Genomic DNA, 24,311 nt, shown 5'->3' on the forward strand with positions numbered 1-24,311 from the left:
GGTATTGTAAATGATGAAGCGGTTGGCAAAGGAAAACTAATGAAAAAAAATAAATCAGATAACTAGTCAAAAAAACAAGATGAAGAGAAATGTAATGTGCCTCGCTTTGAGTGCTTTGCTTTACGTAACAGCGTGTACATCCAAAAAAGAAGAAAAAGAGGAAGTAGCTACTTACGCGGTAACCAGTCCGGTAAGAATGGATACTTCGTTTACCAAAGAATATGTTTCGCAAATCAAATCGGTGCGGAATATCGAAGTAAGGGCGCAGGAAAAGGGCTACCTGCAGAATATTTATGTAGATGAGGGACAGCATGTTAAAGCTGGTCAGCTTTTGTTCCGCATTATGCCTAAAGCTGCCCAGTCTGAACTGGCCAAAGCACAGGCAGAAACAAAATCTGCTCAAATTGAGCTCGAAAACACCAAGTTACTTTCCGATAAAAATATTGTTTCTAAAAACGAGCTGGCCATGGCCAAGGCAAAACTGCAATCAGCAAATGCCGAAACCGCGCTGGCTAAATTTCATTTATCCAATACAGAAATCAGGGCACCTTTCGATGGTACCATCGACCGTATTCCTTTAAAACTGGGTAGTTTGGTTGATGAGGGCGCTTTATTAACCAGCCTTTCTGATAACAGCCAGGTGTTTGCCTATTTCAACGTTTCGGAGCCCGAATACCTCAATTATCAAAGTGCGGCAAAGGTAAAAGGACAGCAGGAAGTAAGTCTTTTATTGGCCAATAACGAATTGTTAAAAGCCAAAGGTAAGGTAGAATTAATTGAAAGCGAATTTGATAACGAAACCGGAAACATCGCTTTCAGGGCCAGGTTCAATAACGCCGATAATCTGCTTAGAAATGGCGAAACCGGTAAAATACAGATGGTGGTGCCTTTAAAAAATGCATTGGTTATCCCACAAAAAGCAACTTACGATATTCAGGATAAGACTTACGTTTTTGTAATCGATAAAAACAATAAAGTGCACTCGAAAGCCATTACCCTGGCAGGCGATTTACCCGACTTATACATTGTTGGTGATGGCATTGATGTAGGTGATAAGATCCTGCTTGAGGGCGTACAGAAAGTTAAAGATGATGATAAGATCGCTTTCAAATTCCAGCAGCCTCAGGATGTGATTAAACAATTGAGATTGAAAACAGAATAATCTAAATCCTCCATACTTATTTTATGTTTAGTAAATTCATACAAAGGCCAGTCCTTTCTATCGTAATATCGCTTGTTATTGTGTTTTTGGGAGTGTTGGCCATCAGCTACCTGCCTGTTACGCAATTCCCGTCTATCTCACCACCCAAAGTAAACATTACGGCCGAGTATCCGGGAGCCAATAACGAGCTTTTAATTAAATCGGTTGTTATCCCTTTAGAGCGTGCGCTTAACGGGGTACCCGGAATGAAATATATTGCATCCGATGCCGGTAATGACGGTGAGGCTTCTATCCAGGTGGTATTTAACCTGGGTACCGATCCTAATCAGGCTTCGCTTAACGTGCAAAACCGGGTAGCCGCGGTTACCAATAAACTGCCGCCTTTGGTGGTACGCGAAGGGGTAAAAATTACCCGCGAGGAGTCTAACATGTTAATGTACATCAACCTGTACAGTAAAGACCCTAAAATGAACCAGAATTTCTTGTATAACTATGCCGATATCAATCTGCTTTCTGAGCTGAAAAGGGTTGATGGGGTAGGTTTTGCCGATATTTTGGGCGACAGGGATTATGCTATGCGGATCTGGTTAAAGCCCGATCGCATGCAGGCTTACAAAATTTCGGTTGATGAAGTAATGAAGGCGCTTGATGAGCAAAGTTTAGAAGCTTCGCCGGGTAAAACAGGTGAAAGTTCGGGTAAACGCTCGCAGGCATTTGAATACGTGTTGAAATATTCGGGCCGTTTTAATACCAAAGAGGGTTATGAGAATATTGTGTTAAGGGCAAGTGCCAATGGCGAATTACTTCGTTTAAAAGATGTGGCTGATGTTGATTTTAGTGCTGCTGCTTACAATTTATATTCTACCTTAAACGGAAAAGCTTCTGCCGCGATTGTTTTAAAGCAATCGTATGGTAGTAATGCTACGCAGGTTATTAAAGATGTTAAAGCCAAAATGGCTGAGATTAAGGCCAGTTCATTTCCTAAAGGTTTAGATTACGAAATCAGTTATGACGTTTCTAAATTCCTCGATGCATCTATCGAAAAGGTTATTCACACCTTGGTAGAGGCTTTCATTTTGGTAGGTTTGGTAGTATTCCTGTTCCTTGGTGATTGGCGTTCGACTTTAATTCCGGCCATTGCCGTTCCCGTATCGTTGATTGGTACTTTCGTATTCATGCAGTTCTTCGGCATTACACTCAACTTAATCACCTTGTTCGCTCTCGTACTCGCCATTGGGGTAGTAGTAGATGATGCCATTGTGGTAATTGAGGCAGTACACGCCAAAATGGAGCACGACAGGCGACTTTCGGTACTTAAAGCTACACAACAAGCCATGAAAGAAATTGGCGGGGCAATTATTGCCATCACCTTCTTAATGGCATCGGTATTTATTCCGGTTGCGTTTATGTCGGGTCCCGTAGGTATTTTTTACCGTCAGTTCTCTATCACCATGGCTACGGCAATTATCCTTTCAGGTATTGTGGCTTTAACGCTTACCCCTGCATTGTGTGCCATTATGCTTAAAAATAACCATGGCAAAGGCAAAAAGATGATGATCGATCGCTTTTTGGATGGTTTTAACAATGGCTTTGCCAAGCTTTCGGGTAAATATGAGCGGGTGCTGAGTAAAGTGGTAAGCCGCAGGATCTTAACTTTCGGTGTGCTGGTTGCTTTTTGTTTGGGTGTTTGGGGTTTAAGTGGTACCGTTCCTTCAGGTTTTATTCCCAATGAGGATCAGGGTATGGTATATGCCATTATCCAAACCCCTCCGGGATCTACATTAGAACGTACCGACCAGATTGCCGAAAAACTGCAGAAAATGTGCGAAGAGATTGACGGTGTTAAATCGGTTTCCTCATTGGCTGGTTACGAAATCCTTACCGAAGGTACAGGCTCTAACTCAGGTACCTGTTTAATTAACCTGAAAGACTGGGACGAACGTAAACACTCGGCAGTAGAGATTATTGAAGAGCTTGAAGAGAAATCAAAATCTATCCCGGGGGCAACCATCGAGTTTTTCCAGCCACCGGCAGTGCCAGGTTATGGTGCAGCGGGCGGTTTCGAACTTCGTTTACTGGATAAAGCAGGTAGCGGCGACTATAAAAAAATGGAAACCGTAGCCAACGATTTTGTAAAAGAACTGAATAAACGTAAAGAACTGTCATCGGTATTTACCTTCTATAGCGCCAGTTTCCCGCAATACATGCTTAATGTAGATAATGATATTGCTCAGCAAAAAGGAGTGAGTATTGATAATGCCATGAATACGCTGTCAACCTTTGTGGGTAGTAACTACGAAACCAGTTTTATTAAGTACGACAGGCAGTATAAGGTAATTGTGCAGGCTTTACCGCAATACCGTGCCCTGCCAGAAGATATCCTGAAGTTATCGGTTAAAAACGACCGTGATGAAATGGTACCATTCTCGGCCTTTATCAAAATGCAAAGGGTTTACGGGCTTTCAGAAATTACCCGACATAACATGTACAATGCTTCGGAGATTAGCGGTCAGTCGGCACCAGGTTACAGCTCGGGCGAGGCCATTAAAGCCATTACAGAAGTAGCCAAGAAAACCCTGCCAAGGGGATTTGGTATCGATTGGGCTGGTATTTCTAAAGATGAGGTATCGCGCGGTAATGAAGCCATTTACATCTTCCTGATTTGTTTGGGCTTCGTTTACCTGGTATTGGCCGCACAGTATGAAAGTTTCATTTTGCCGCTTTCGGTAATTCTTTCTTTACCAGCAGGTATTTTCGGGGCATTTGTATTCCTTAAATTATTGGGATTAGAAAATAACATTTATGCGCAGGTAGCCATGGTCATGCTGATTGGTTTGCTGGGTAAAAATGCGGTGCTGATTGTAGAGTTTGCTACGCAGCGGCACGCGCAGGGGGCATCGGTATTTAAAGCAGCTATGGAAGGCGCTACGGTACGTTTCCGTCCAATCTTAATGACTTCTTTTGCCTTTATTGCAGGTTTAATTCCTTTAATGATTGCCAGCGGGCCAGGTAAAATCGGTAACCGCACCATTGGTTCGGCTGCGGCAGGAGGTATGTTATTCGGAACCATCTTTGGGGTAATCGTAATACCAGGTTTATACTACATTTTCGGAACAATTGCGGCTAAACACAAGCTGATTAAAATTGAAGAAGAACATCCGTTAACTGAAGAAATTGAAAATAATGTTTAGGAAAAATATATATAAAGGCCTTGGATTGGTATTGCTATGCGCTGCATACTCTGCCTGTAAGCTACCTGAAGTAGCTCAACGTGCCGAAAATAAAAATGTACCTGCCGCCTTTAATAATGGCACGCAGGATACGGTTAGCACAGCCAGCATACAATGGCGTAAGTTTTTTACCGATCCTAATCTGGTAAACCTGATTGATACTGCGCTTAAAAATAACCAGGAGTTAAACATCACCTTACAGGATATTGAGATTGCCAAAAACGAAATCAAAGCCAGAAAAGGAGAACTTTTACCGAATGTAAGCTATGGCGTGGGAGCGGGTTTGGATAAAGTAGGTCGTTATACCAGTTCTGGTGCGGGCGATGCCTCAACAGAAATTACCCCAGGCAAAGAAGTACCAGAAATATTGCCTGATTATAAGTTCGGCTTACAGGCTAACTGGGAAGCCGATATCTGGCATAAGCTGCGCAACTCGAAAAAAGCAGCCATTAGCCATTACTTGTCTACTGTTGAAGGCAAGAACTTTGTAATCACCAATTTAATTGCTGAGGTAGCCAACTCTTATTATGAGCTGCTTGCTGCCGATAATCAACTGGAGATTGTTAAAAAGAATATCGAGCTGCAAAGCAATGCACTGGAGTTAATGAAAATCCAGAAACAAGCTACCCGGGTTACTGAATTGGCCGTGCGTAAATTCGAGGCCGAAGTATTAAGTTCTAAAAGCCTGGAGTTCGATATTCAGCAGAACATTACCGAAACCGAAAATAAGATTAACTTCTTGTTGGGCCGTTTCCCGCAACCCATCATCAGAGATAAAGCTAATTTTACCGATTTAGTGCCGGCAACCGTGCAAACGGGCTTGCCAGCACAATTATTGGCTAATCGCCCGGATATTAAAAAGGCTGAATTTGAACTTGCAGCAGCAAAACTGGATGTTAAAGTGGCTAAAGCACAGTTTTATCCGTCGCTGGGTATTTCGGCTACCATTGGTTACCAGGCTTTCAATCCATCTTATTTATTGAGAACACCTGAGTCGTTAATTTACTCTTTGGCTGGCGATCTGGCCGGACCGCTAATTAATCGCAATGCCATAAAAGCGGAGTATTTAACTGCTAATGCTAAACAGTTACAGGCGGTATACGATTACGAAAAAACCATTTTAAACGGGTACATTGAAGTAGCCAACCAAATGTCGAAAATCAGTAACCTGCAAAAAAGCTATGATTTAAAATCGAAACAGGTAACGGCACTAACCCAATCGATTGATATTTCGAACGATTTATTTAAAGCCGCAAGGGCCGATTATTTTGAGGTTTTAATGACTCAGCGCGATGCATTACAATCGAAACTGGAGCTGATTGAAACAAAAAAACAACAATTAAACGCAGTGGTAGATATTTATCATGCACTGGGTGGTGGCTGGAACTAGACCCTAACCTAAGTTCCTCAAAGCATAAGCATAGAATTCAAGTCAAATCCTTATTTGTACTGGCTGCTCCGGTTTTGGAGCAGCCTTTTTTGCTTTTGTTGTGCTGAGCGCAGCGAAGAATCTCTCTGCACTAATTTTTAGCCACGGATGCACGGAACGCACGGATTTGATCCCATAGTTTGTCACGCAGAGCGGAGTCGAAGCGCCTTAAGTTTAACCTGTCATTCCCTGCATGATCCGATAGCTATCGGATGGGAATCGTAAAGCGATCGCTATGTTATGCTTTAAGATTCCCGTTTTCACGGGAATGACGGATTACCTTAAGAGATCCTTTGTAAAAAAGCCATGACAGGAGTATTTTAATTAACAATATTCCCATTGTTAATCCGTCATTCCCAGCTTGATCCGATAGCTATCGGATGGGAATCGTAAAGCGACCGCGATGTTATGTTTAAGATTCCCGTTTTCACGGGAATGACGGATTACCGTAAGAGATCCTTTGTAAATAAGCCATGACAGGAGTATTTTAATTAACAATATTCCCATAGTAGTCCGTCATTCCCAGCTTGATCCGATAGCTATCGGATGGGAATCGTAAAGCGACCGCTATGTTATGCTTTAAGATTCCCGTTTTCACGGGAATGACGGATTACCTTAAGAGATCCTTTGTAAATAAGCCATGACAGGAGTATTTTAATTAACAATATTCCCATAGTTAATCCGTCATTCCCAGCTTGATCCGATAGCTATCGGATGGGAATCGTAAAGCGATTGCTATGTTATGCTTTAAGATTCCCGTTTTCACGGGAATGACGGATTGCCGTAGGAGATTCTTTGTAAATAAGCCATGACGGGAGAATTTTTATTCAAAATATTCCCATATAAGTATGATATTTAAACATGAAACAAATCTTCCTCACCACTGCTATTCTATTTTCTATCATTTTTAATAAGGCCATGGCGCAAAACAATGCCGGCAGTACACCTGCTGTTCTCAATCACATCGCAGTTTATGTAAGCGATTTAAAACAATCGACCGTTTTTTACGAAAGCGTTTTTAACCTGAAAATCATTCCTGAGCCATTTCACGATAACCGCCATACCTGGTTTAGCTTAGGCCCCGCTGGACAGTTACATCTAATTCAAGGCTTAAAAGGAACTCAAAATTTCGATAAGAACGAACATTTGTGTTTCAGTGTACCTTCGGTTGATGAATTTGTGAAAAAACTAAACGCCCAGCATATCAGTTTCGAAGATTGGGCAGGGAAGGAGAAAGGCATAACCTTACGTGTAGATGGCGTAAAACAAATTTACTTTAAAGACCCTGACGGGCACTGGCTCGAAGTAAACGACGCGAAATAATTTTTTACCAAACCTGTATTTATGAAACTCCATTTACCACAGTATAGCTTTAAGCTGTTTTTATTGTTGTTGATTCCGTCGCTATTGAAGGCCCAGGAAGTAGAAAATGATTTTAAGCAGCTGATGGAAAAATACAATGCAGTGGGCGCGGCGGTAGCGGTAGTAAAAGACGGTAAGCTTGTTTGCACCCATGCTTTTGGTTTAAAAGATCTCGAAAACAAAGTGCCGTTGAACAATCAGGATATTTTCAGGATTGCCTCCATTTCCAAATCTTTTTCCGCTACGGCAATCATGCAAATGGTCGAAGCCGGGAAGATTAGTCTGGACGATGATTTTGGCGATCTTGTTGGTTTTAAAATCAGGAACCCCAAATTTCCCGATCAGAAAATTACGTTGAAGATGGCTCTGTCGCACACCTCCAGTCTGAACGATTCGCAAGGGTATTTAAATCTGGATGTGATTAATCCCGATAAAAATCCCGATTGGACCAAATGTTATAATAACTATCTGCCGGGTACAAAATTCGATTATTGTAATCTCAATTTTAACCTCATTGGTACCATTCTCGAAAAGCAATCGGGCCAGCGTTTCGATAATTACATCAAAAAGCAAATCCTGAAACCTTTAGGGCTTTATGCGGGTTACTGTGTCGATTCGTTAGATAGTACGCGCTTTGTGAAGCTATATGAGTACCATGCCGATACCAAAACATATTCTCCATCGCCGGCTGCTTATGCACCACGGAGAACCGAAATTGCCAATTATGTAATGGGGTACAGTACACCAGTTTTTTCGCCAACGGGTGGAATGAAGATTTCTGCAACTGATTTGGCGAGATATATGATGATGCACATGAATTATGGCAAGGAGGAGGGTACTCGTATCATTTCTAAAAAGAGCGCGAAACAAATGCAAACAGCTCTTAGTGCCGATGAAGGCTATGGACTAGCGCTTCGAAGTGCTGAAAATTTAATTCCGGGTGTAAAATTAATAGGGCATACCGGTTCTGCTTACGGTTTGTACAGCACCATGTTTTTTAATCCGCAACAAAAGTATGGCTTTGTAATTATTACCAATGGCATTAATGCAACCTATACGGATGGCTTCCCCGATTTTAGCCGCGATGCCATTAATTGCCTGTACCAACATTTTATAAAATAATGTTGTTTGCTTAGCAAGGTTTTAATTACATAATTGGTGCTTGTAAGGACTTCCTAAATGCTTTTGGACTATTTCCCCGCTGTTTTCTGAAAAATTTATTGAAATGGCTTTCATCAGTAAAACCAAACTCGTTTGCAATTTCATTCAGGCGCTTATCACTAAACTGCAAACGGTGCTCAATCATTTTCGTTTTGTAGTTGGCAATATACTGTTGCAGGGTTTCGTCTACATGTTTTTTAAAATAGCGGCCCAAATAGGCTTCAGAGATACTAAAATGATGGCTAATGGTATCTGCCCGCAATTTTTCGGGATAATAAATGTTGCTTTGTACATATTGTAGTATATCCAAAGCTTTTTCTTCCGTACCTGCATTGGCTTGCTCAGGCAGATATTTGGCGATGTTGCGGGCAACAATAATAATCAGCGTGTTAACCAGTTGCTGTACCAGTTCTTTATTGTACAGGTCTTTTTCGCTTTGCTCTTCAATAATATTCGATATCAATGAGCGAACAATCTTTTTGTCACGGGTATTTTTTAGAATACAGCCCGGCTGGTGGTTGGCATTTTGAAGGATATATTCCAGTCGCCTGATATTTTCGGTTTGTAGGCCACTATTTTTCAGATAGATGTCGTTAAAACGCAGGAAAAATAATTCAGAAGTTTCCTCAATAATCAGCTCATGGCAATCTTCCGGGGTAATTAAAAACATGTGTTCGGCGTGATAATTAAAGCGGCTGTTATTAATGCACTGTTTTCCGGTTCCATTTAACACAAAAACCAGTTCAAAAAAGTTATGTTTATGTGCCTGTTTGGGGCAATCGTTTAAAATAAGGTGCGCAGTTGAAAAAGGCTCGTACAGGTTTTCTTTTAGCATGAAGCAAAAATACCAAATTATGGAAATAATATACCAATATAATTGAAATTATTGGTATAAATTTGAAATATAAATTCAAGATAGAATATGAAAGCGATTATATTAAAAGATTTTGGAGGTGTAGAAAACCTCGAATTGACCGAAAAAGAAGTTCCTGCAGTTGGAGCCGGAGAAGTATTGGTTAAGTTAAATGCCATTAGTATTAACCCCGTTGATGTAAAAACCAGGTCGGGTAAGGGGATTGCAGGTTTGATTAAAGATCAGCTACCCGTTATTTTAGGTTGGGACATTTCGGGCACCATTACCGAAGTTGGAGAGGGCGTAACCCAATTTAAAACCGGCGATGCGGTATTTGCAATGTTAGCCTTTCCGGGATTAGGAAATACCTACGCCGAGTATGTGGTAGCTAAAGCGGATGAACTTGCACTAAAACCTGAAAATGTGAGCCATAATGATGCCGCTGCGGCAACTCTTGCAGCATTAACGGCCTGGCAGGCACTTACCACGCATGCCAACGTTCAACCTGGTCAACGGGTTTTAATTCATGCTGCTGCGGGCGGGGTGGGGCATTATGCCGTACAAATGGCTAAACATCTGGGCGCTTACGTAATTGGTACAGCATCGGCTGCTAACCGCGATTTTGTGCTGTCATTGGGTGCCGATGAGCATGTAGATTATCGTGCGCAGCCTTTTGAAGAAGTAATTGCGGATATCGATTTTGTACTCGATTCGATGGGTGGCGACTATATCGACCGCTCTTTACAAGTGACAAAAAAAGGCGGTACCATCATCAGTATCCCTTCAGGTCTAAATGAAACGGTAACCGAAAAAGCAAAAGCGCTGGGCATTAATGGTTATACCATTAGGGTTAAACCATCTGGAGAGGACATGCAGCAAATTGCCGCATTGTTGGCTGATGGTACAATCCGTTCGCATGTATCGGCTGTTTTTCCTTTCCAAAAAATGGGAGAAGCACATCAGCAAATCGAAACAGGCAGAACAGTAGGGAAAGTAGTGTTGACTTTTTAAGCTATAGACAAAAATATAGCCCGGCAAATGTGCTGGGCTTTTTGCTAAATAAGCATTAAAGCAAATTCATTAAGCCGTTTTTGGGATAAAAAACACTCAATACCCTGATGCAGGCTTTCGGATTAGTAACTGCATTACCTTTAACCTTATGATTAAAAACCGACTTTGTTGCGGGCAAATCGATCAGATGTGCGCAATCAGTTATAGGCTTTTCGTGCTTAACTTTCGATTGAATACCCATTACTGCGGATTAACAAAACGTTGATAGGTATTGGCCTCTTTAATCTTTTCCAGCATTAAGTAATCTTTCAGTTTGGAAAATTCCATGCTTTGAATTGCTTTAACAACTGATTTCAGCTTTTCACTACTTACACCTAAACGGGTAGCCCAGTACTGGCGGTCCTGCTCGTCAGCAATGTCGATAAATTCTTTCCTGGCATTTATCGAATTCATTTGATATTCCATTGATTTATAAATTGGTTAGGTAGGAAACACCTTTCCGGGGTATTTAGTTTTCGTGTTTTGTCAGCCAATTTTCATTTATCCAAATGGCTACAAGAAATATTTTTTGATATTGGTCAAATATTTCTAAAAGGAGTATTATTTTCTTTACAGAACTGTTGGAAATGTGATTTTTGCTTAATATTATTGTATTGTAATGTATTTTTTACAATGACTAATTATTCTATCCCGGATACCCTAAATACTTCGCCCAAAAAGTTTTATGAGCAAAACCGCTTCGTATTATTTTTATGGGTATTAGTCACACTCATCTTTGTAATCGATTCGTGGGCAACCCATCGGTTTAATAATTACCTCATTTTCGAAAATACTTTCAGAAACCTGCTTCACGAACGTTCATTGTATGCAACCTATCCGGCATTTCATGATGATGCGAATCACTACGGGCCCATTTTTAGCGTTTTAATTGCACCTTTTGCTTTCATGCCCAACAGTATCGGTTTATTGTTCTGGAATTTATTTAACTGTTTCCTGTTGTTTAAAGCCATTCAAACCCTGCCTTTAAGTGATGATAAAAAAGTCATTATCGGTTACATTGCCATTCCCTGCCTGATCGAATCGATGCTGAACCAACAGTTTAATGCGGGTGCAGCTGCGCTGATTATACTCAGTTTTACGCAATTGAACAAAGGCAATAATATATGGACTGCCTTTTTTATTGTGTTGGGTACTTTTATCAAACTTTATGGCATTGTGGGCCTGGTTTTTTTCTTCTTCGTTAAAAATAAACCCCAATTTATTCTTTGGCTGATCATTTGGTCGGCCGTTATTTTGGTTGTACCCATGTTGTTTGCCTCGCCGGCCTTTGTACTCCATTCATATCTGGATTGGAAAGCTTCGTTAATCGGCAAAAACGAAATGAATATTTTGGGTGGAGGTATCGACATCTCGATTATGGGCTTCTTCAGGGAGATTTTAGATCAGTCTGGCATACCCAACCTGCTTTTTCTTTCGCTGGGTGCTGTAGTGTTTATGCTTCCCTTTATGCGGATCGGCCGTTTTTCTAAACCAAAGTTTCAGCTACTTATATTGGCTTCAGTGCTCTTGTTTCCGGTGTTATTTAGTACCGGTGCAGAAGATTGTACTTTTATCATTTCAATTGTAGGGGTAGGGATCTGGTATATCTTTGAAAACAACCGCGGCATGAAAAAGGTACTGCTTCCCGTTTTACTTGTTATAACCTGTAATTTTCCTTTACTGTTGTTCCCTGTATTTGCGAAAGCGCATCCCTTATCACTGGCTATAATCAGTTTACCTTACTTTCTGGTATGGTTAAGGATCATTTACAATGCTGCTAAAGGTAATGTGGCTTACGCAGCAGATACCTCTGCTGATCTGCTTACTGCGTTAAGCAAATGATGATTAAATGATGCAGGTTTTCTGATAAAAAGGCTTAACTCTTGCCGCTTTCCTTATATTTGGGAAAAATTATATTCATGATCGCACACCACGTTTTATTCTGGCTAAAAGCCGATACCACTGAGGAGCAAAAACAGGCTTTTCGCAACAGTTTACAGACTTTAGAAAACATTGAAGTAGTTAAAACCTTCCACATTGGTGTACCTGCACCTATTGAGCGAGCAGTTGTAGATACCACTTATACTTTCAGTTTACTGTTGTTATTCGAAGATTTGGCCGCGCATGATGTTTATCAGGTTCACCCGCTGCATAAAGCCTTTTTAGACGAATTCAGGGTTTATTTTGAAAAGGTTGTAATCTACGATGCCGAATAAAGAAAAATGCCAGATGTAAGTCTGGCATTTTTTTTATCAAGCTGTAACATGAATAAAATTATTATTTGGAATTATTCTAAATAATGTGATATTTGTTTAATCCTATTGACGAATATTAAATTTAATTTATGTGTAAAACCACCGTTCTGTCTCAAAATGAAAACATTACTATTGCACAGTGCAAAAACTGCAGCGTTATCAATATCTGGCGGACAGGTGTTTTGATGAACTTTTCTTTCGATCAGTTTGATGCCTTTTACGTCGCAACCAAAAAACTCGCCTTTGACGATTTTCTGGAACGGGCCCCTGATGGGCGGGAGGTTGTAATTTTGTCTACCCCCTTTCCAGATATCAGTCTGGTGTTTACCCGAGGCGAATGGCATGAGTTCTTTGTGAAAATTGAGGAAGCCTTATATATGAAAAGGGTATATGAACTTGTTCATTACTAATTATATTTACACTAAAGTAGTTTGCTTTACTTATTTTTAAGTATTTTTAATTGCCACGAATCCAAAGCTTTTGAGATTACGTAGGTAGCTAAAAAACAAGCTCATGGAAAAAAGCGCTACATTAATTAAAAGGGCAGCAATTAATATAAACCAGCTGGATAGCATTAAAATTGGTGATTTTTTAGCAGATGAATACGGAAAATCCGGTAAAGTATGCGATATCGAAATCATTAACAGAAAAGGCGAATGCCATTATTATTTTAAGCTGCTCAAATCAGGAACAATTTTGATTATTGTTTAATTCTTTTTTACTGATTAAATTAGTGGTAATGAGACGATATCTGATTACAACTAGTTTGTTGCTGCTGATTAATGGTTATGTTTCAGGGCAAACCATAAAAGGTAATTACGCAATTAAAAATGTAGCAACCGGCATGCTTTTGCGCGTTAAAGATGCCAGTAACAAAAACGGAACACCTTTGGTGGCCTACACGCCACAAAACTGGAAATGCATGACCTGGAATTTTATTCCTGTAGCCGGCAATACTTACCAGTTAAAGAACCTGTTTACCGGCAAAACGTTTCAGCCGAAAACCGGTGATACCACAGAAACTGTTTTAGAAGAACAACCACTTACTTCAGCAAGCTCCATCCAACAGTTTGATTTTGAAACGGCAGGCAAAAATATTTATTGGATTAAGCTTAAAGGAACGGAGCTTTATCTAACTTCCGGCGATAAACAGGGTGCTGTAAATTTGCCGGTCATCCTCAGTAAAAAGAGTAGCAATAAAGAGCAGCAGTGGACGATATATGAACAAGCGCCAACGATGTAAAATAAAACGGGCTGGATTTAATCAAATCCAGCCCGTTCTGTTATAGCAAATGTAACTAATTAGAATTTATAAGATAGAGTAGTTAAGAATTGACGTGGCGCAATTGGATTAACACTGTAGTTTTCGTGTACAAAATAATTTAACTCGTTGGTAATGTTCGAAACTTTAGCCAGAAGCGAGAATCTTTTCCAGCTATATCCTGCAGAGAAATCTATCGTGGTAAATGCGCTTAAAGGAATTAGCCTTAAAGTTGTTGCATTTTTCGCATCGTTCCAACCGCCGTTACGTTTGCCTGTGTAGAATGCAGAAGCCCCTAGTTTAAGCCCTTTAACAGCTCCATCCTGGAAAGTGTAGAATAAGGTTGCATTAGCAGTATTTTTGGTTGTACCTACTAAACGTACATCTTCAATCATTCCGGTAACATCGGCAGTGTTGGTGTAACGCATAAAGTTGTAGCTATAGCCCAGTAAGAAGTTAAGCCCTTTAGCTAGTGTACCATTTACATCCAATTCCAAACCATCACTTGTAGTTTCACCGTTTAATTGTTTAAATACGGTACTTACGGTTCCATCAGCAAGTATAGCTGCCTGAGCAATATTGTTGTTGATTATTTTGTAATAGGTTAAATTAGCCGATAGTTTTCCTCCAAAGAAATCGTTCTTAACTCCTGCTTCGCATTGATTAACAATTGACGGCTGAAGCGCATTATTATTAATATCAACACCGGTATTAGGAATGAAGTTGTTGGCATAACTTACATACATGGAAGTACTTTTAAGCGGCTGATAAATTAAACCCAATTTAGGAGAAAAAGCATCATCAAATTTGGTTGCACCTGTTGCAGTAACCCCTGTTTCTAAATTTAAAGCTCTCGAGCTGGCATTTTTCTGATCCGTATAACGCAATCCGGCAAGTACTTTAAATTGTTCGGTTACCTCGATTAAATCCTGTACAAAAGCACCGTATCTGTATATTGGGGCAAGTGTTGAAGTAGTGCTGAATGCCTCAGGCATGATACCTGAACCATAATAAGTAGATTCGTCGAAAACGTTCACATTACCATAGTTGTAAGTGGTAATGTACGCTCCCTGGGCATTTTTACCGTAAGCAAATGCATTGCTGGTTACTCTAGATTGATCTGCATCCACACCAAATAATACTGTGTGTTTAATGCTTCCTGTATTAAAAATACCGTTAACATTAATTTGCTGATTGTATGTATACTCTTTACTTAACGCTCTGGAAAGGTTCCGTGCAGAAATACCTGCAGAATTTGCCTGGATACGGTCAGATCCGTAATAATTACGGTTATAAGCCTGGAATGATCCCACAGCACTTAATTTCCAGTTTTCGTTAAAGTTATGCGTTAAATTGGCCTGAGCAGTAGTGGTGTTGGTTTTATTATAAGCCCAAGGTACATTAATAAATTTATCGCGACCAAAATCAACAATCTGGCTGTTAACCGATCCTACACCAAAATCCGGAGTATAATCGCTTTTTAAATAATCACCCTGAACCAAAACTTCTGTTTGATCACTTATTTTATACAATAACGAAGGGTTAATGTAGATACGGTTTGATTTTACATAGTCTCTGAAACTGCCTGCATTTTCATAAGTACCTATAGCTCTAAAAGCAAGTTTTTTAGATATTGGTCCATAAAGATCGATAGTTGGTTTATATTGGTCGTAGCTTCCGGTTCTCATGCTCACTTCGCCACCGTTAACAAATTTTGGTTTTTTGGTAACCATATTTACTACAGCTCCGCCAGTTACACCACCATAAAGTAAAGCTGCACTTCCCTTTAAAACCTCTACCGATTCAAGCGTGCTGGCTTCCGGGCTACCACCAATAGTGGTTCTTGCACCGTTTTTGAAAATGTTATTGCTACCCAAGCTGTAACCTCTGGCAAAGAAGTTTTCGCCAACTGCGCCGCGGTTTGCACCCAGGGCAACTCCGTTAACGTTTTTCATTACATCGCCAAGGCTGTTTACCTGCTGATCGGTAATTACCTGATTGCCAATAACCTGAACCGCCTGTGGTAAATCCATTGGCGCTATTGCAATTTTACCCAGGTTAACAGGCTTTCTGTTTGGTGTTTTATAACCATTAACAGCAATTTCATCTAACTGAGAAGAAGACTGTGCAAGGGAAAAATCGGCGTTGGAGCTCTGACCAGCAGTAACCGTTACCTGTTTCTCTTGTGCTGATACGCCTACAGCCGAAGTTTTTAATGTATAAGTACCCGGAGCTACATTTTTAATGGTGTAGTTTCCTTTTTCATCTGTTTGGGTGGTTTTGGTAGTGTTCTTTAAACCCACGCTTACATAAGCTGCCGGATTGCCATCACTGGTTTTAATTGATCCTGAAATAGAACCGTTTTTAGATTGCGCCATAGCATTCCCGGCAATCAGCAGTACTACAACGATTAAAGTTAATAATCGGGTAATTGTTTTACTCATCTTTATTTAGATTAATTCTTAGTTGGCGCAAAGGAAATGTTTTTACTCCGGATTACCAAAATTATTTTTATTTGTTCTAAATAAGGGTTGTCCGATTTGATTTTTGAAATACACATCGCACTCAAATCCGTATATTTAGTTTGTTAAGCCAGTTTTATGTCTAATCATACCGATCATTTTTACGCTAATCTCCCGGTCAATAAAATGGCATTGGCCAAGTTGCTGATTCATAGTGATATGTTTAAGCCCGTACCAGCCGATTGGCAGGTAATTATTACCGACATTAAAAATTCTACAGCAGCAGTTAAAGCAGGTCAGCACGAAAATGTAAACCTCATTGCTACCGGTAGCATAGTAGCTGTGCTTAATATTGCTTTTAAAGCCAATATCCTGGTTCCTTTTTTCTTTGGCGGCGATGGGGCAACTTTTATTGTGCCGCCAGGTATGGTATCGGAGGTAATGAAATCGCTGTTAAAATACCGCGAAAATACTTTGCAAAACTTCAGTCTTGATTTGCGGGCAGGTATTATGGCTGTTGATGAAATTTACAAGGCTGGCCATCAGCTCCAAATCAGCAGGTATAGCAGTAGCGAAACCTTTTCGATTCCTATTGTTTTGGGCGATGGGCTGGCACATGCCGAAGCATTAATTAAAGGCGAAAATTATCTGCTGTCAACGCAGGATACAACCGCCAATGAAATTGATTTGAGTGGGATGCAATGCCGATGGGATAAAATTGAACCACCCGAAAACAGTGAAGAGGTGGTAACTTTAATTGTTGTGGCCCGGCAATGCGAACAGCAGGCAATGGTATTTAGCAAAGTAATACAACACCTCGATCAGATTTACGGTACACCCGAAAAAAGACAGCCCATATCGATACCTAAACTGATTTTTAAAACCAGCTTTAACAGTTTGGGTAAGGAAGTGAAACACCGTTTGGGTAAGATCAGGTTTTGGGAACTGCTCAAATCCTGGTTGATCAATATGTATGGTTATATCTACTTCCATACGGCCAGCGGTAAAAAGTATCTGAAACAGCTGGTAGAAATGTCTGATACACTGGTTATCGACGGGCGTATCAATACCGTAATTACCGGCACAGCAAAACAACGCCATGCGCTGCAGGAAGAACTGGATAAGTTAGAACAAAATAATGAGATTTTATATGGTTTGTATGTAAGCGGCGAATCAATCATGTCGTGTTATGTACGCGATTTGGAAGACGAGCATGTTCATTTTGTTGATGGGGCAGAAGGGGGCTATACCAATGCTGCCGGGGTGCTAAAACAGAAAATACGCGACAGACTTACTCCAACCAGTGATATTTAAGCACTAGCCCAAACATTTAAGGGCATTAGTTGTATGATAAATGAAAACTAATCAACAAGTTCAATAACCGTTAATTACATGAGCGCACATTCCAGAGTTTTAGATAGTAGTCAGCTTTTAGAGATTCTTGCCTTATCTAAAGATGCTACCGCTATTTATACCTCTGAAGATATTGTAATAGAGATGGCCAACGATGCGATGATTGCTTTTTGGGGCAAAGACCGCTCTATTATTGGTAAGCCTTTACAAGAGGCCGTTCCCGAATTGATCGGGCAGCCTTTTATCAATATGCTTAAGAATGTTTTGCTAACGGGGATCACCGACCAAGGTGACGCTGTTCCGGCAGAAACCATGCGCGATGGAAAATTGCAGACGGCCTATTATGCTTACGAGTACCGGGCTATTAAAGATGAATCGGGTCTGCCTTATTGCATTATCCATACCGCAAGCGATGTTACCGATATGGTTAAGGCGAGGGAGGCCATTAAAGAAACGCAACTGCAACGCGATGCCCTGGATCAGGAACAGGTTTTGATCAACATTAAGGAAGAGCAGCAGAAACACGATTTCATCAGCATGGTAAGCCATGAACTGAAAACACCTTTAACTTCCATAAATGCCTATATTCAGCTGATGCAGTCGAAAAGTTCATCCGATCAGTTTATGGTAAATACATTGGATAAAGTGCAGTTACAGGTCAGGAAAATGAGCACCATGATTAACTCATTTTTAAATGTTGCCCGGCTCGAATCTGGTGAAATTCATTTGACCAAAACAAATTTTGATCTGGATCAGGTAATCATAGATGCTATATCAGATGCCAGATTCATTTATTCATCAAATTTGATTGATTTCACTACCGACGGACCTAAAATAGCGCACGCCGATAAAGAGAAGTTAACATCAGTTGTTTCAAACCTGATCAGTAATGCCATTAAGTATTCTGATCATGGGAGCACCATTGCAGTGCAATCGGAAATTGCCGGCGACAACATACAGGTGAGTGTTACTGATAACGGAATCGGGATTAAAGAAAATGATCTGGAGAAACTTTTCGACCGGTTTTACCGGGTAGAAAGCACACAGACCAAAACAATTTCAGGCTTTGGCATCGGATTGTACCTGAGTGCAGAAATTATACACCGCCATAAAGGAAAAATATGGGCAGAAAGCACTTACGGCGCAGGTTCTACCTTTTATTTTACGCTTCCTTTAGCAGATTAACCTGATGAAAAAGCCCCTGTACTTTTTATAGCAAGGGGCTGTTTCGGTTATTTTAAGATTTCGTCTATCTGTTTTATTTCTGCTTCGCTAAATTCGATATTATCCAAAGCTTTAATGGAGTCGGTAATTTGTTCTGGCTTACTGGCGCCTATCAGCACTGTGGTAATTCTTTTATCTTTCAAAATCCACGATAAAGCCATATGGGCCAGCTTTTGACCGCGAGATTTGGCTACCCCATTCAATTTGCCAATTACCTCCAGCTTCTCAGGCGTAATGTTGCTCTCTTTTAAGAAAATGCCACTGGTGGCCACACGCGAATCGGCCGGAATGCCATGCAGGTATTTATCGGTTAGCAGGCCCTGTGCCAATGGAGAAAAAGGAATACAACCCACACCATTATTTGCTAAAACATCAAGCAGCCCACCTTCAACCCAGCGTTCAAACATCGAGTATTTGGGTTGGTGGATTAAGCAGGGCGTACCATTTTGCTTTAAAATTTCGATAGCTTTTGCAGCTTCTTCGGCCTGGTAGTTAGAAATACCAACGTACAAAGCTTTTCCTTGTTGAACGAGTAAGCTCAATGCGGCCATGGTTTCTTCGAGTGGGGTTTCCGGATCTGGGCGGTGGTGATAAAAAATATCAACATAATCAAGCTTCATCCTTTTTAAACTCTGGTCTAAGCTTGATACCAGGTATTTTTTCGATCCCCAATCACCATAGGGACCATCCCACATGGTATAACCGGCTTTGCTTGAAATAATCATCTCATCGCGGTAACCATTAAAATTTTCGCGTAGTATTTTACCAAAAACTTCTTCTGCCGAACCCGGAGGCGGACCATAGTTGTTGGCCAGATCGAAATGGGTAATGCCATTGTTAAAGGCCGTATATATGAGGTTTTTGCTGTTTTCAAAAACGTTTACATGTCCGAAATTATGCCATAATCCCAACGAAATTGCAGGTAATTTAATGCCACTGTTTCCACAACGGCGGTATAACATTTTGTCGTAACGATCGGTTGAAATGTGTTGATTCATAACTGGGTTTTGATTGGTCGCAATATTAATCAGTTTTAACGGATTTTACTTCATTGGTTGAAAGATTATCTGCCCACTATTGGGAATTGTGAAATCCTTAGCCTTGTGGATCCGTACGGAATCAGGGTAATTTCTTCAGTTTCTTTGGCTGTTTCTAACTGGTAAGTAATGCTGTAAGGGATAGGACCTGCCATTTCATTGTATAATTTCCAGGAAGGGATCCGTTTGGCTTTCGTTTTAATCTGGATCGGTGCATTTTCAAGGTTCCAGGGATAGTTACTGATCGGCGCTGCTTGTTCTACCGTGAATTTTTCCTCCAATTTATTATTCGGTACATCGAAGAGCCCATAATTCCATGGGGTGGTTGGGTGAACTTCATCGAAAGCATCACCTGTGTCAATTGGATCGATCGTATTTTTAACCGGCTTTACGGCTTCACCCATTTTTAAAGCATAGGTTATGGGGCCTCTTTCTACCGAAACTGAATTTTCGAACCAGGTATTTTTAAAAATATGCATGGGCAATTGCAGTTCAACTACATCACCCGATTGCCAGTTGCGGTTGATTTTAACAATCGCATTTCCTTTTGAAGTTTGCACTTCGGTACCATTTACTTTTACAGTAGCTGCTTTACACCAGGCAGGTATCCTTAAATGAAAGGGGAAATTGATGGCTTTTGATTTTTTGACAAAGCTGATCGAAAATTTAATCGCTTCCTGAAAAGGATAATTGGTTTCTTCCTTAATGGTTATTTCTTTTCCATCTGCAACAGCTAGTTTCACTTCGCTTGGCGAATAAACCAATGCGGCTACACCTTTATCAGCAGTGGCATACCAGAGGTTTTGGGTAAACTTTGGCCAGCCCTGATGCATATTGGAAGTACAGCAAGGATAACCGGAAAGCAATCCATAACATAAATCGGTACCATGATGGTTTACATCGAAATTGTGCATTTGCCTGCTAATCATTACCTGGTTTGCCTGCTGGAAGTATTGCCTGCTCATATAATCGTCTGATGCCTGTGCAGGCAGGGCGTTAAAGGCAATTTTTTCTAAACGGTCTGCATAATCTACGTCACCGGTAATTGCTAAAGCCGTTTCCAGGGTAAACATCATTTCAACAGCTGTACATAGTTCTGAACCCTGGGTCGGATTATTGCCATGCAAAGATTCGTCGCCGCCAAACATACCGTTGGCAAAGCCATTGTATTTATCCAGGTCTTTAAAACCTTTTTTCAGTGCATCCAGGTATTTTTGTTCGGGGTGTTGCTGGTAGTAAACCAAAGGTTCTTTCATGCCTTGTGCCAGATTTACGGCATGTACACTGCCAAAGCGGGTAAGCATTTTCCCATCAGCAAAAGCGTTGGTGAAATCGAAGGTCTGGCGGTGAATCAGGTCGGCCAGTTCCAGTAAAAACTGGTCATTGGTTTTATTGTATAGCCAATATACCACAGCTAAATTGTCACCGGCACGGTATCTGGCCCAAAACGACCAGTGATCGAGTGGTTTCGATGGCAGTTCTTTCAACTGGTATTTGAAATAATTGGTCATCAGCGTAATAATCCGCTTATCGTTAGTTGCGGTGTAGTATTGCTTTAAAATTTTAAGCATTACCATTTTTGGCCACCAGTCGCGGCTATTATCACGTTGCAAACCAGGCTCGTTGCCATAATCTTTAATGGGGCCGAAATAACCGTCGGGTTGCTGGCTTCTAATGGCCCACTCAACCCAGGGTTTGGTTTTGGCAATCAATTCCTTATCCTGTAAAATATAAGCAAGAGGCAGTAAACCATCTACCCAGTAGGGGCCACGTTCCCATTGGTCGCCATCGCCGCCCAGCCAGCCATTACGCTGTCCCATAACTGAAGGATAAAGCTTGTCGAGATTTCCTGTTGCACCTGTTTTTTGTCTTACCAGCATTTCTTTTAACCAGCCTTCGGCTTTAATGGCACCAAGGGGCAGTTCGAGGTAAGGGTTTTTACGGAGAGCAGTAGCCTGCCCGTTTTGGCCTTGTGCAAAGCTTGCTGTAGTGAGGCAGAGCAAGGCAATTTTAAGTAAATTTTTAAGCATCATTTGTGTGTTTTGGTTAGAAAAATTAGTGTTCTTTTTTGGCGTTATAATTCTCATATTTCCGCTGGTGGTTCAAAAAGAGTAAAGGTTTATACATTTTGTGATCACCATTTCTACATATCGTCTCATAGATGGTGGTTTGCTCAAAATATGCTGCAATATATTGTTTTGAATTCTTCTAAATCGTTTTATTTGTAAAATTAAGTGATATCATTATATTTAAAAACTTAATTAAAAAACGCTAAACCAAATATTCATTTCTATGAAATTAAAATCATTAACGGGCCTGGCAGTTGTAGCTGCAATGGGATTTGTTTCCTGCCAATCTGGAACCAAAAATGCTTCATCAGCTGATAGTGCAAAAATCGATTCAGCAGCAGTGGTTAAATTAGTTGCCGATTCGTTTAAAAAAGAGATCGATGGTAAACAAACCGCCTTGTATACCTTAAAAAACAAAAACAATGCAGAAGCCGTTTTCACCAATTACGGCGGGCGTTTGGTAAGCTTACTGGTGCCTGGTAAAGATGGTAAACTGGTTGATGTGGTTGTAGGTTTTAAAAGTGTGGGTGATTATGAAAAATCGACTGAGCCTTATTTTGGGGCAACAATCGGCAGGTACGGGAACCGCATTGCCAAAGGTAAATTTACTTTAGAAGGTAAAACTTATTCGCTGTTTACCAATAATGGGCAAAATACGCTTCATGGTGGTAAAAAAGGCTATCAATATGTGGTTTGGGATGCTGAGCAACCCAATGCAAACACGTTGGTATTGCACTATTTATCAAAAGATGGTGACGAAAATTTCCCTGGCAATCTGGACGTTAAAGTAACCTATACATTAACTGACGATAATGAGCTCAAAATGGATTATGAAGCCAAAACTGATAAAACTACCGTGGTTAACTTAACCAATCATGCCTTTTTTAACCTGAATGGCGATGGCAGTGGTGAAATCTTAAATCATGAGCTTCAAATTTATGCTGACGAATTCACGCCGGTAGATTCGACATTGATTCCGACCGGAAAATTGGAAAAAGTTGCTGGTACACCTTTCGATTTTACTAAAGCTACTACCATTGGTGCACGTATTAATGATAAAAACGAACAATTAACTTTTGGTAAAGGCTACGATCATAACTATGTGCTTAATAAAACCGCAGGCATGGGTATGTATCATGCAGCGACCGTTAAAGGCGACAAATCGGGCGTTGTGATGGATATTTATACCCAGGAGCCAGGATTACAGTTTTATAGCGGTAACTTTATGCAAAGTAAAAATACTTTTAAATCTGGTGCTAAAGACGATTTTAGAACGGCAATTGCTTTAGAAACACAACATTTCCCTGATTCTCCAAACCAACCGGCTTTCCCGTCAACGGTTTTGAAACCAGGGCAGGTATATAAAACGAGTTCTGTTTACAAGTTTAGTAAATAGGTTATGTAGCCAACAATTGTGATCGTCATTCCTAACTTGATCCGATAGTTATCGGATGGGAATCTTAATTCATTTTGCTTTAAGATTCCCGCCTGCGCGGGAATGACGATCATCTTTTTATTGGGTAATGCTTAAATGCAGCCTGAGTTAAAAAAGTTGCTGTAAAGCAGGGTCGGTATAATCTTTAATAAATGCAATGATGTTGGGGTAATCGCCAAACTCCTCCCGGGTGTGCATCGTGGTGAGCACCACACAAGGCATCCCTGCATTTAAGGCAGCTTCAACACCTTTAGGTGCATCTTCAAAAACTACACAATCACTTGCGGCTACTCCTAAAATTTCGGCGCCTTTGGTAAAGGTTTCCGGATCAGGTTTGCTATTGGTTACATCTTCAGCGCTTACAATAGCTTTAAAGTACGACCTGATTTTTAAATTATCCAGCACGAAATTAATGTTGAAAGGAATAGCAGCCGAACCAATGGCCATTTGGATACCTGCAGCCTGTGCCTGATTGAGAAAATCGCCCAGTCCGGCAATTAGTGTTAAATGTTTTTTATAGGCCGCCTGGTAGCGGTATTCTTTTTCTATCGATATTTGATCGATCTGTTCCTGAGAAAAATGACCCACGCCAAAAACACGTTCCAATAAGTCCTGGTTTTTACCGTACATCTGTTTTTTAACAGCATCGAAGCTAATTTTTGCGCCTAAATCCTGCGTTAATATATTGTGCCAGGCATGATTATGAAAGGCCATATCGTCAATCATCGTTCCGTTCAGATCGAAGAGAAAAGCTTTGGGTTTGTGATTCGTCATGGAGGCAAAATTATCAGATTTTTTTAATCAGCATGTTAAAATGCAATGATCTAACAGAAAATTAACAAATCGCAAACAGTTCATAAATTATTGTTGTAAGGGTTGAAAAATAAAAAACTGTTGCACTGTAATTTTTTTGCTGTTGGATACGTTTTGGTTTTGGAAATCCGGGAGCAGTGCAATAACTTGCATAT

Annotated in this window: 20 protein-coding genes; 14 read left to right on the forward strand and 6 right to left on the reverse strand. The window is 40.5% G+C overall.

The window, feature by feature from the left end:
• Positions 1 to 79: 79 nt before the first annotated feature.
• The 5 genes from BLR37_RS10315 (at position 80) to BLR37_RS10335 (ending at position 8,305) form a co-directional block, all read left to right on the forward strand.
• A complete protein-coding gene (locus tag BLR37_RS10315; RefSeq protein WP_090768143.1) occupies positions 80 to 1,162 on the forward strand; it encodes an efflux RND transporter periplasmic adaptor subunit in 1,083 nt (360 codons plus the stop codon).
• A 23-nt stretch (positions 1,163 to 1,185) separates the two neighbouring features.
• Positions 1,186 to 4,353: an efflux RND transporter permease subunit gene (locus tag BLR37_RS10320; RefSeq protein ID WP_090768145.1), complete on the forward strand. Its 3,168-nt coding sequence runs from the start codon at positions 1,186 to 1,188 to the stop codon at positions 4,351 to 4,353.
• The gene (locus tag BLR37_RS10325) at positions 4,346 to 5,782 is read left to right on the forward strand and encodes a TolC family protein (protein WP_090768148.1); all 1,437 of its coding nucleotides are present in this window, start codon (positions 4,346 to 4,348) and stop codon (positions 5,780 to 5,782) included. Before BLR37_RS10320 ends, BLR37_RS10325 begins: the two co-directional genes overlap by 8 nt.
• Positions 5,783 to 6,682: 900 nt before the next feature.
• On the forward strand, positions 6,683 to 7,144 hold the full coding sequence (locus tag BLR37_RS10330) for a VOC family protein (protein ID WP_090768151.1): 462 nt from the start codon (positions 6,683 to 6,685) through the stop codon (positions 7,142 to 7,144).
• 21 nt (positions 7,145 to 7,165) lie between these two features.
• A complete protein-coding gene (locus tag BLR37_RS10335) occupies positions 7,166 to 8,305 on the forward strand; it encodes a serine hydrolase domain-containing protein (protein WP_090768154.1) in 1,140 nt (379 codons plus the stop codon).
• Between the two features lie 25 nt (positions 8,306 to 8,330).
• On the opposite strand, the gene BLR37_RS10340 is transcribed toward BLR37_RS10335, so the two are convergent.
• On the reverse strand, positions 8,331 to 9,179 hold the full coding sequence (locus tag BLR37_RS10340) for an AraC family transcriptional regulator (RefSeq protein ID WP_090768157.1): 849 nt from the start codon (positions 9,177 to 9,179) through the stop codon (positions 8,331 to 8,333).
• Positions 9,180 to 9,266: 87 nt separating this feature from the next.
• Here BLR37_RS10340 and BLR37_RS10345 point away from each other — a divergent pair, with 87 nt between their 5' ends.
• Entirely contained in the window at positions 9,267 to 10,208 is a 942-nt protein-coding gene (locus tag BLR37_RS10345) for an NADP-dependent oxidoreductase (protein ID WP_090768160.1), read from the forward strand.
• Between the two features lie 240 nt (positions 10,209 to 10,448).
• Here the strand turns inward: BLR37_RS10345 and BLR37_RS10355 are convergent, their stop codons facing one another.
• On the reverse strand, positions 10,449 to 10,661 hold the full coding sequence (locus tag BLR37_RS10355) for a DUF3606 domain-containing protein (protein WP_167356589.1): 213 nt from the start codon (positions 10,659 to 10,661) through the stop codon (positions 10,449 to 10,451).
• A 219-nt stretch (positions 10,662 to 10,880) separates the two neighbouring features.
• Between BLR37_RS10355 and BLR37_RS10360 the strand changes: the two genes are divergently transcribed.
• From BLR37_RS10360 to BLR37_RS10380, 5 genes are all read left to right on the forward strand, one after another.
• Entirely contained in the window at positions 10,881 to 12,089 is a 1,209-nt protein-coding gene (locus BLR37_RS10360) for a glycosyltransferase family 87 protein (protein WP_090768169.1), read from the forward strand.
• 77 nt (positions 12,090 to 12,166) lie between these two features.
• Positions 12,167 to 12,463: a Dabb family protein gene (locus BLR37_RS10365; protein WP_090768172.1), complete on the forward strand. Its 297-nt coding sequence runs from the start codon at positions 12,167 to 12,169 to the stop codon at positions 12,461 to 12,463.
• A gap of 128 nt (positions 12,464 to 12,591) precedes the next feature.
• Positions 12,592 to 12,912, forward strand: coding sequence for a hypothetical protein (locus BLR37_RS10370; RefSeq protein ID WP_090768175.1), 321 nt, complete (start codon positions 12,592 to 12,594; stop codon positions 12,910 to 12,912).
• A 103-nt stretch (positions 12,913 to 13,015) separates the two neighbouring features.
• Positions 13,016 to 13,213: a hypothetical protein gene (locus BLR37_RS10375; RefSeq protein WP_039472104.1), complete on the forward strand. Its 198-nt coding sequence runs from the start codon at positions 13,016 to 13,018 to the stop codon at positions 13,211 to 13,213.
• Between the two features lie 28 nt (positions 13,214 to 13,241).
• Positions 13,242 to 13,745 (forward strand): RICIN domain-containing protein, encoded by a 504-nt coding sequence (locus BLR37_RS10380; RefSeq protein ID WP_090768812.1) that lies wholly within the window; start codon positions 13,242 to 13,244, stop codon positions 13,743 to 13,745.
• 59 nt (positions 13,746 to 13,804) lie between these two features.
• On the opposite strand, the gene BLR37_RS10385 is transcribed toward BLR37_RS10380, so the two are convergent.
• Positions 13,805 to 16,207 (reverse strand): TonB-dependent receptor, encoded by a 2,403-nt coding sequence (locus tag BLR37_RS10385; protein WP_090768178.1) that lies wholly within the window; start codon positions 16,205 to 16,207, stop codon positions 13,805 to 13,807.
• A gap of 156 nt (positions 16,208 to 16,363) precedes the next feature.
• Between BLR37_RS10385 and BLR37_RS10390 the strand changes: the two genes are divergently transcribed.
• On the forward strand, positions 16,364 to 17,539 hold the full coding sequence (locus BLR37_RS10390; RefSeq protein WP_090768183.1) for a DUF3095 domain-containing protein: 1,176 nt from the start codon (positions 16,364 to 16,366) through the stop codon (positions 17,537 to 17,539).
• A gap of 78 nt (positions 17,540 to 17,617) precedes the next feature.
• Complete coding sequence (locus BLR37_RS10395; RefSeq protein WP_090768186.1) at positions 17,618 to 18,763, forward strand: sensor histidine kinase; 1,146 nt, start codon at positions 17,618 to 17,620, stop codon at positions 18,761 to 18,763.
• A gap of 47 nt (positions 18,764 to 18,810) precedes the next feature.
• Here BLR37_RS10395 and mgrA read toward each other — a convergent pair whose 3' ends face one another.
• Positions 18,811 to 19,800, reverse strand: coding sequence for an L-glyceraldehyde 3-phosphate reductase (mgrA, locus tag BLR37_RS10400; protein WP_090768189.1), 990 nt, complete (start codon positions 19,798 to 19,800; stop codon positions 18,811 to 18,813).
• Between the two features lie 65 nt (positions 19,801 to 19,865).
• Positions 19,866 to 21,872, reverse strand: coding sequence for a beta-L-arabinofuranosidase domain-containing protein (locus tag BLR37_RS10405; RefSeq protein ID WP_244154635.1), 2,007 nt, complete (start codon positions 21,870 to 21,872; stop codon positions 19,866 to 19,868).
• A gap of 259 nt (positions 21,873 to 22,131) precedes the next feature.
• Between BLR37_RS10405 and BLR37_RS10410 the strand changes: the two genes are divergently transcribed.
• Positions 22,132 to 23,304 (forward strand): aldose epimerase family protein, encoded by a 1,173-nt coding sequence (locus tag BLR37_RS10410; RefSeq protein ID WP_090768192.1) that lies wholly within the window; start codon positions 22,132 to 22,134, stop codon positions 23,302 to 23,304.
• 147 nt (positions 23,305 to 23,451) lie between these two features.
• On the opposite strand, the gene BLR37_RS10415 is transcribed toward BLR37_RS10410, so the two are convergent.
• Positions 23,452 to 24,117: an HAD family hydrolase gene (locus BLR37_RS10415; RefSeq protein WP_090768195.1), complete on the reverse strand. Its 666-nt coding sequence runs from the start codon at positions 24,115 to 24,117 to the stop codon at positions 23,452 to 23,454.
• Positions 24,118 to 24,311: the final 194 nt, after the last annotated feature.

Source organism: Pedobacter soli (assembly GCF_900101435.1).
GTDB classification, from domain to species: Bacteria; Bacteroidota; Bacteroidia; order Sphingobacteriales; family Sphingobacteriaceae; genus Pedobacter; species Pedobacter soli.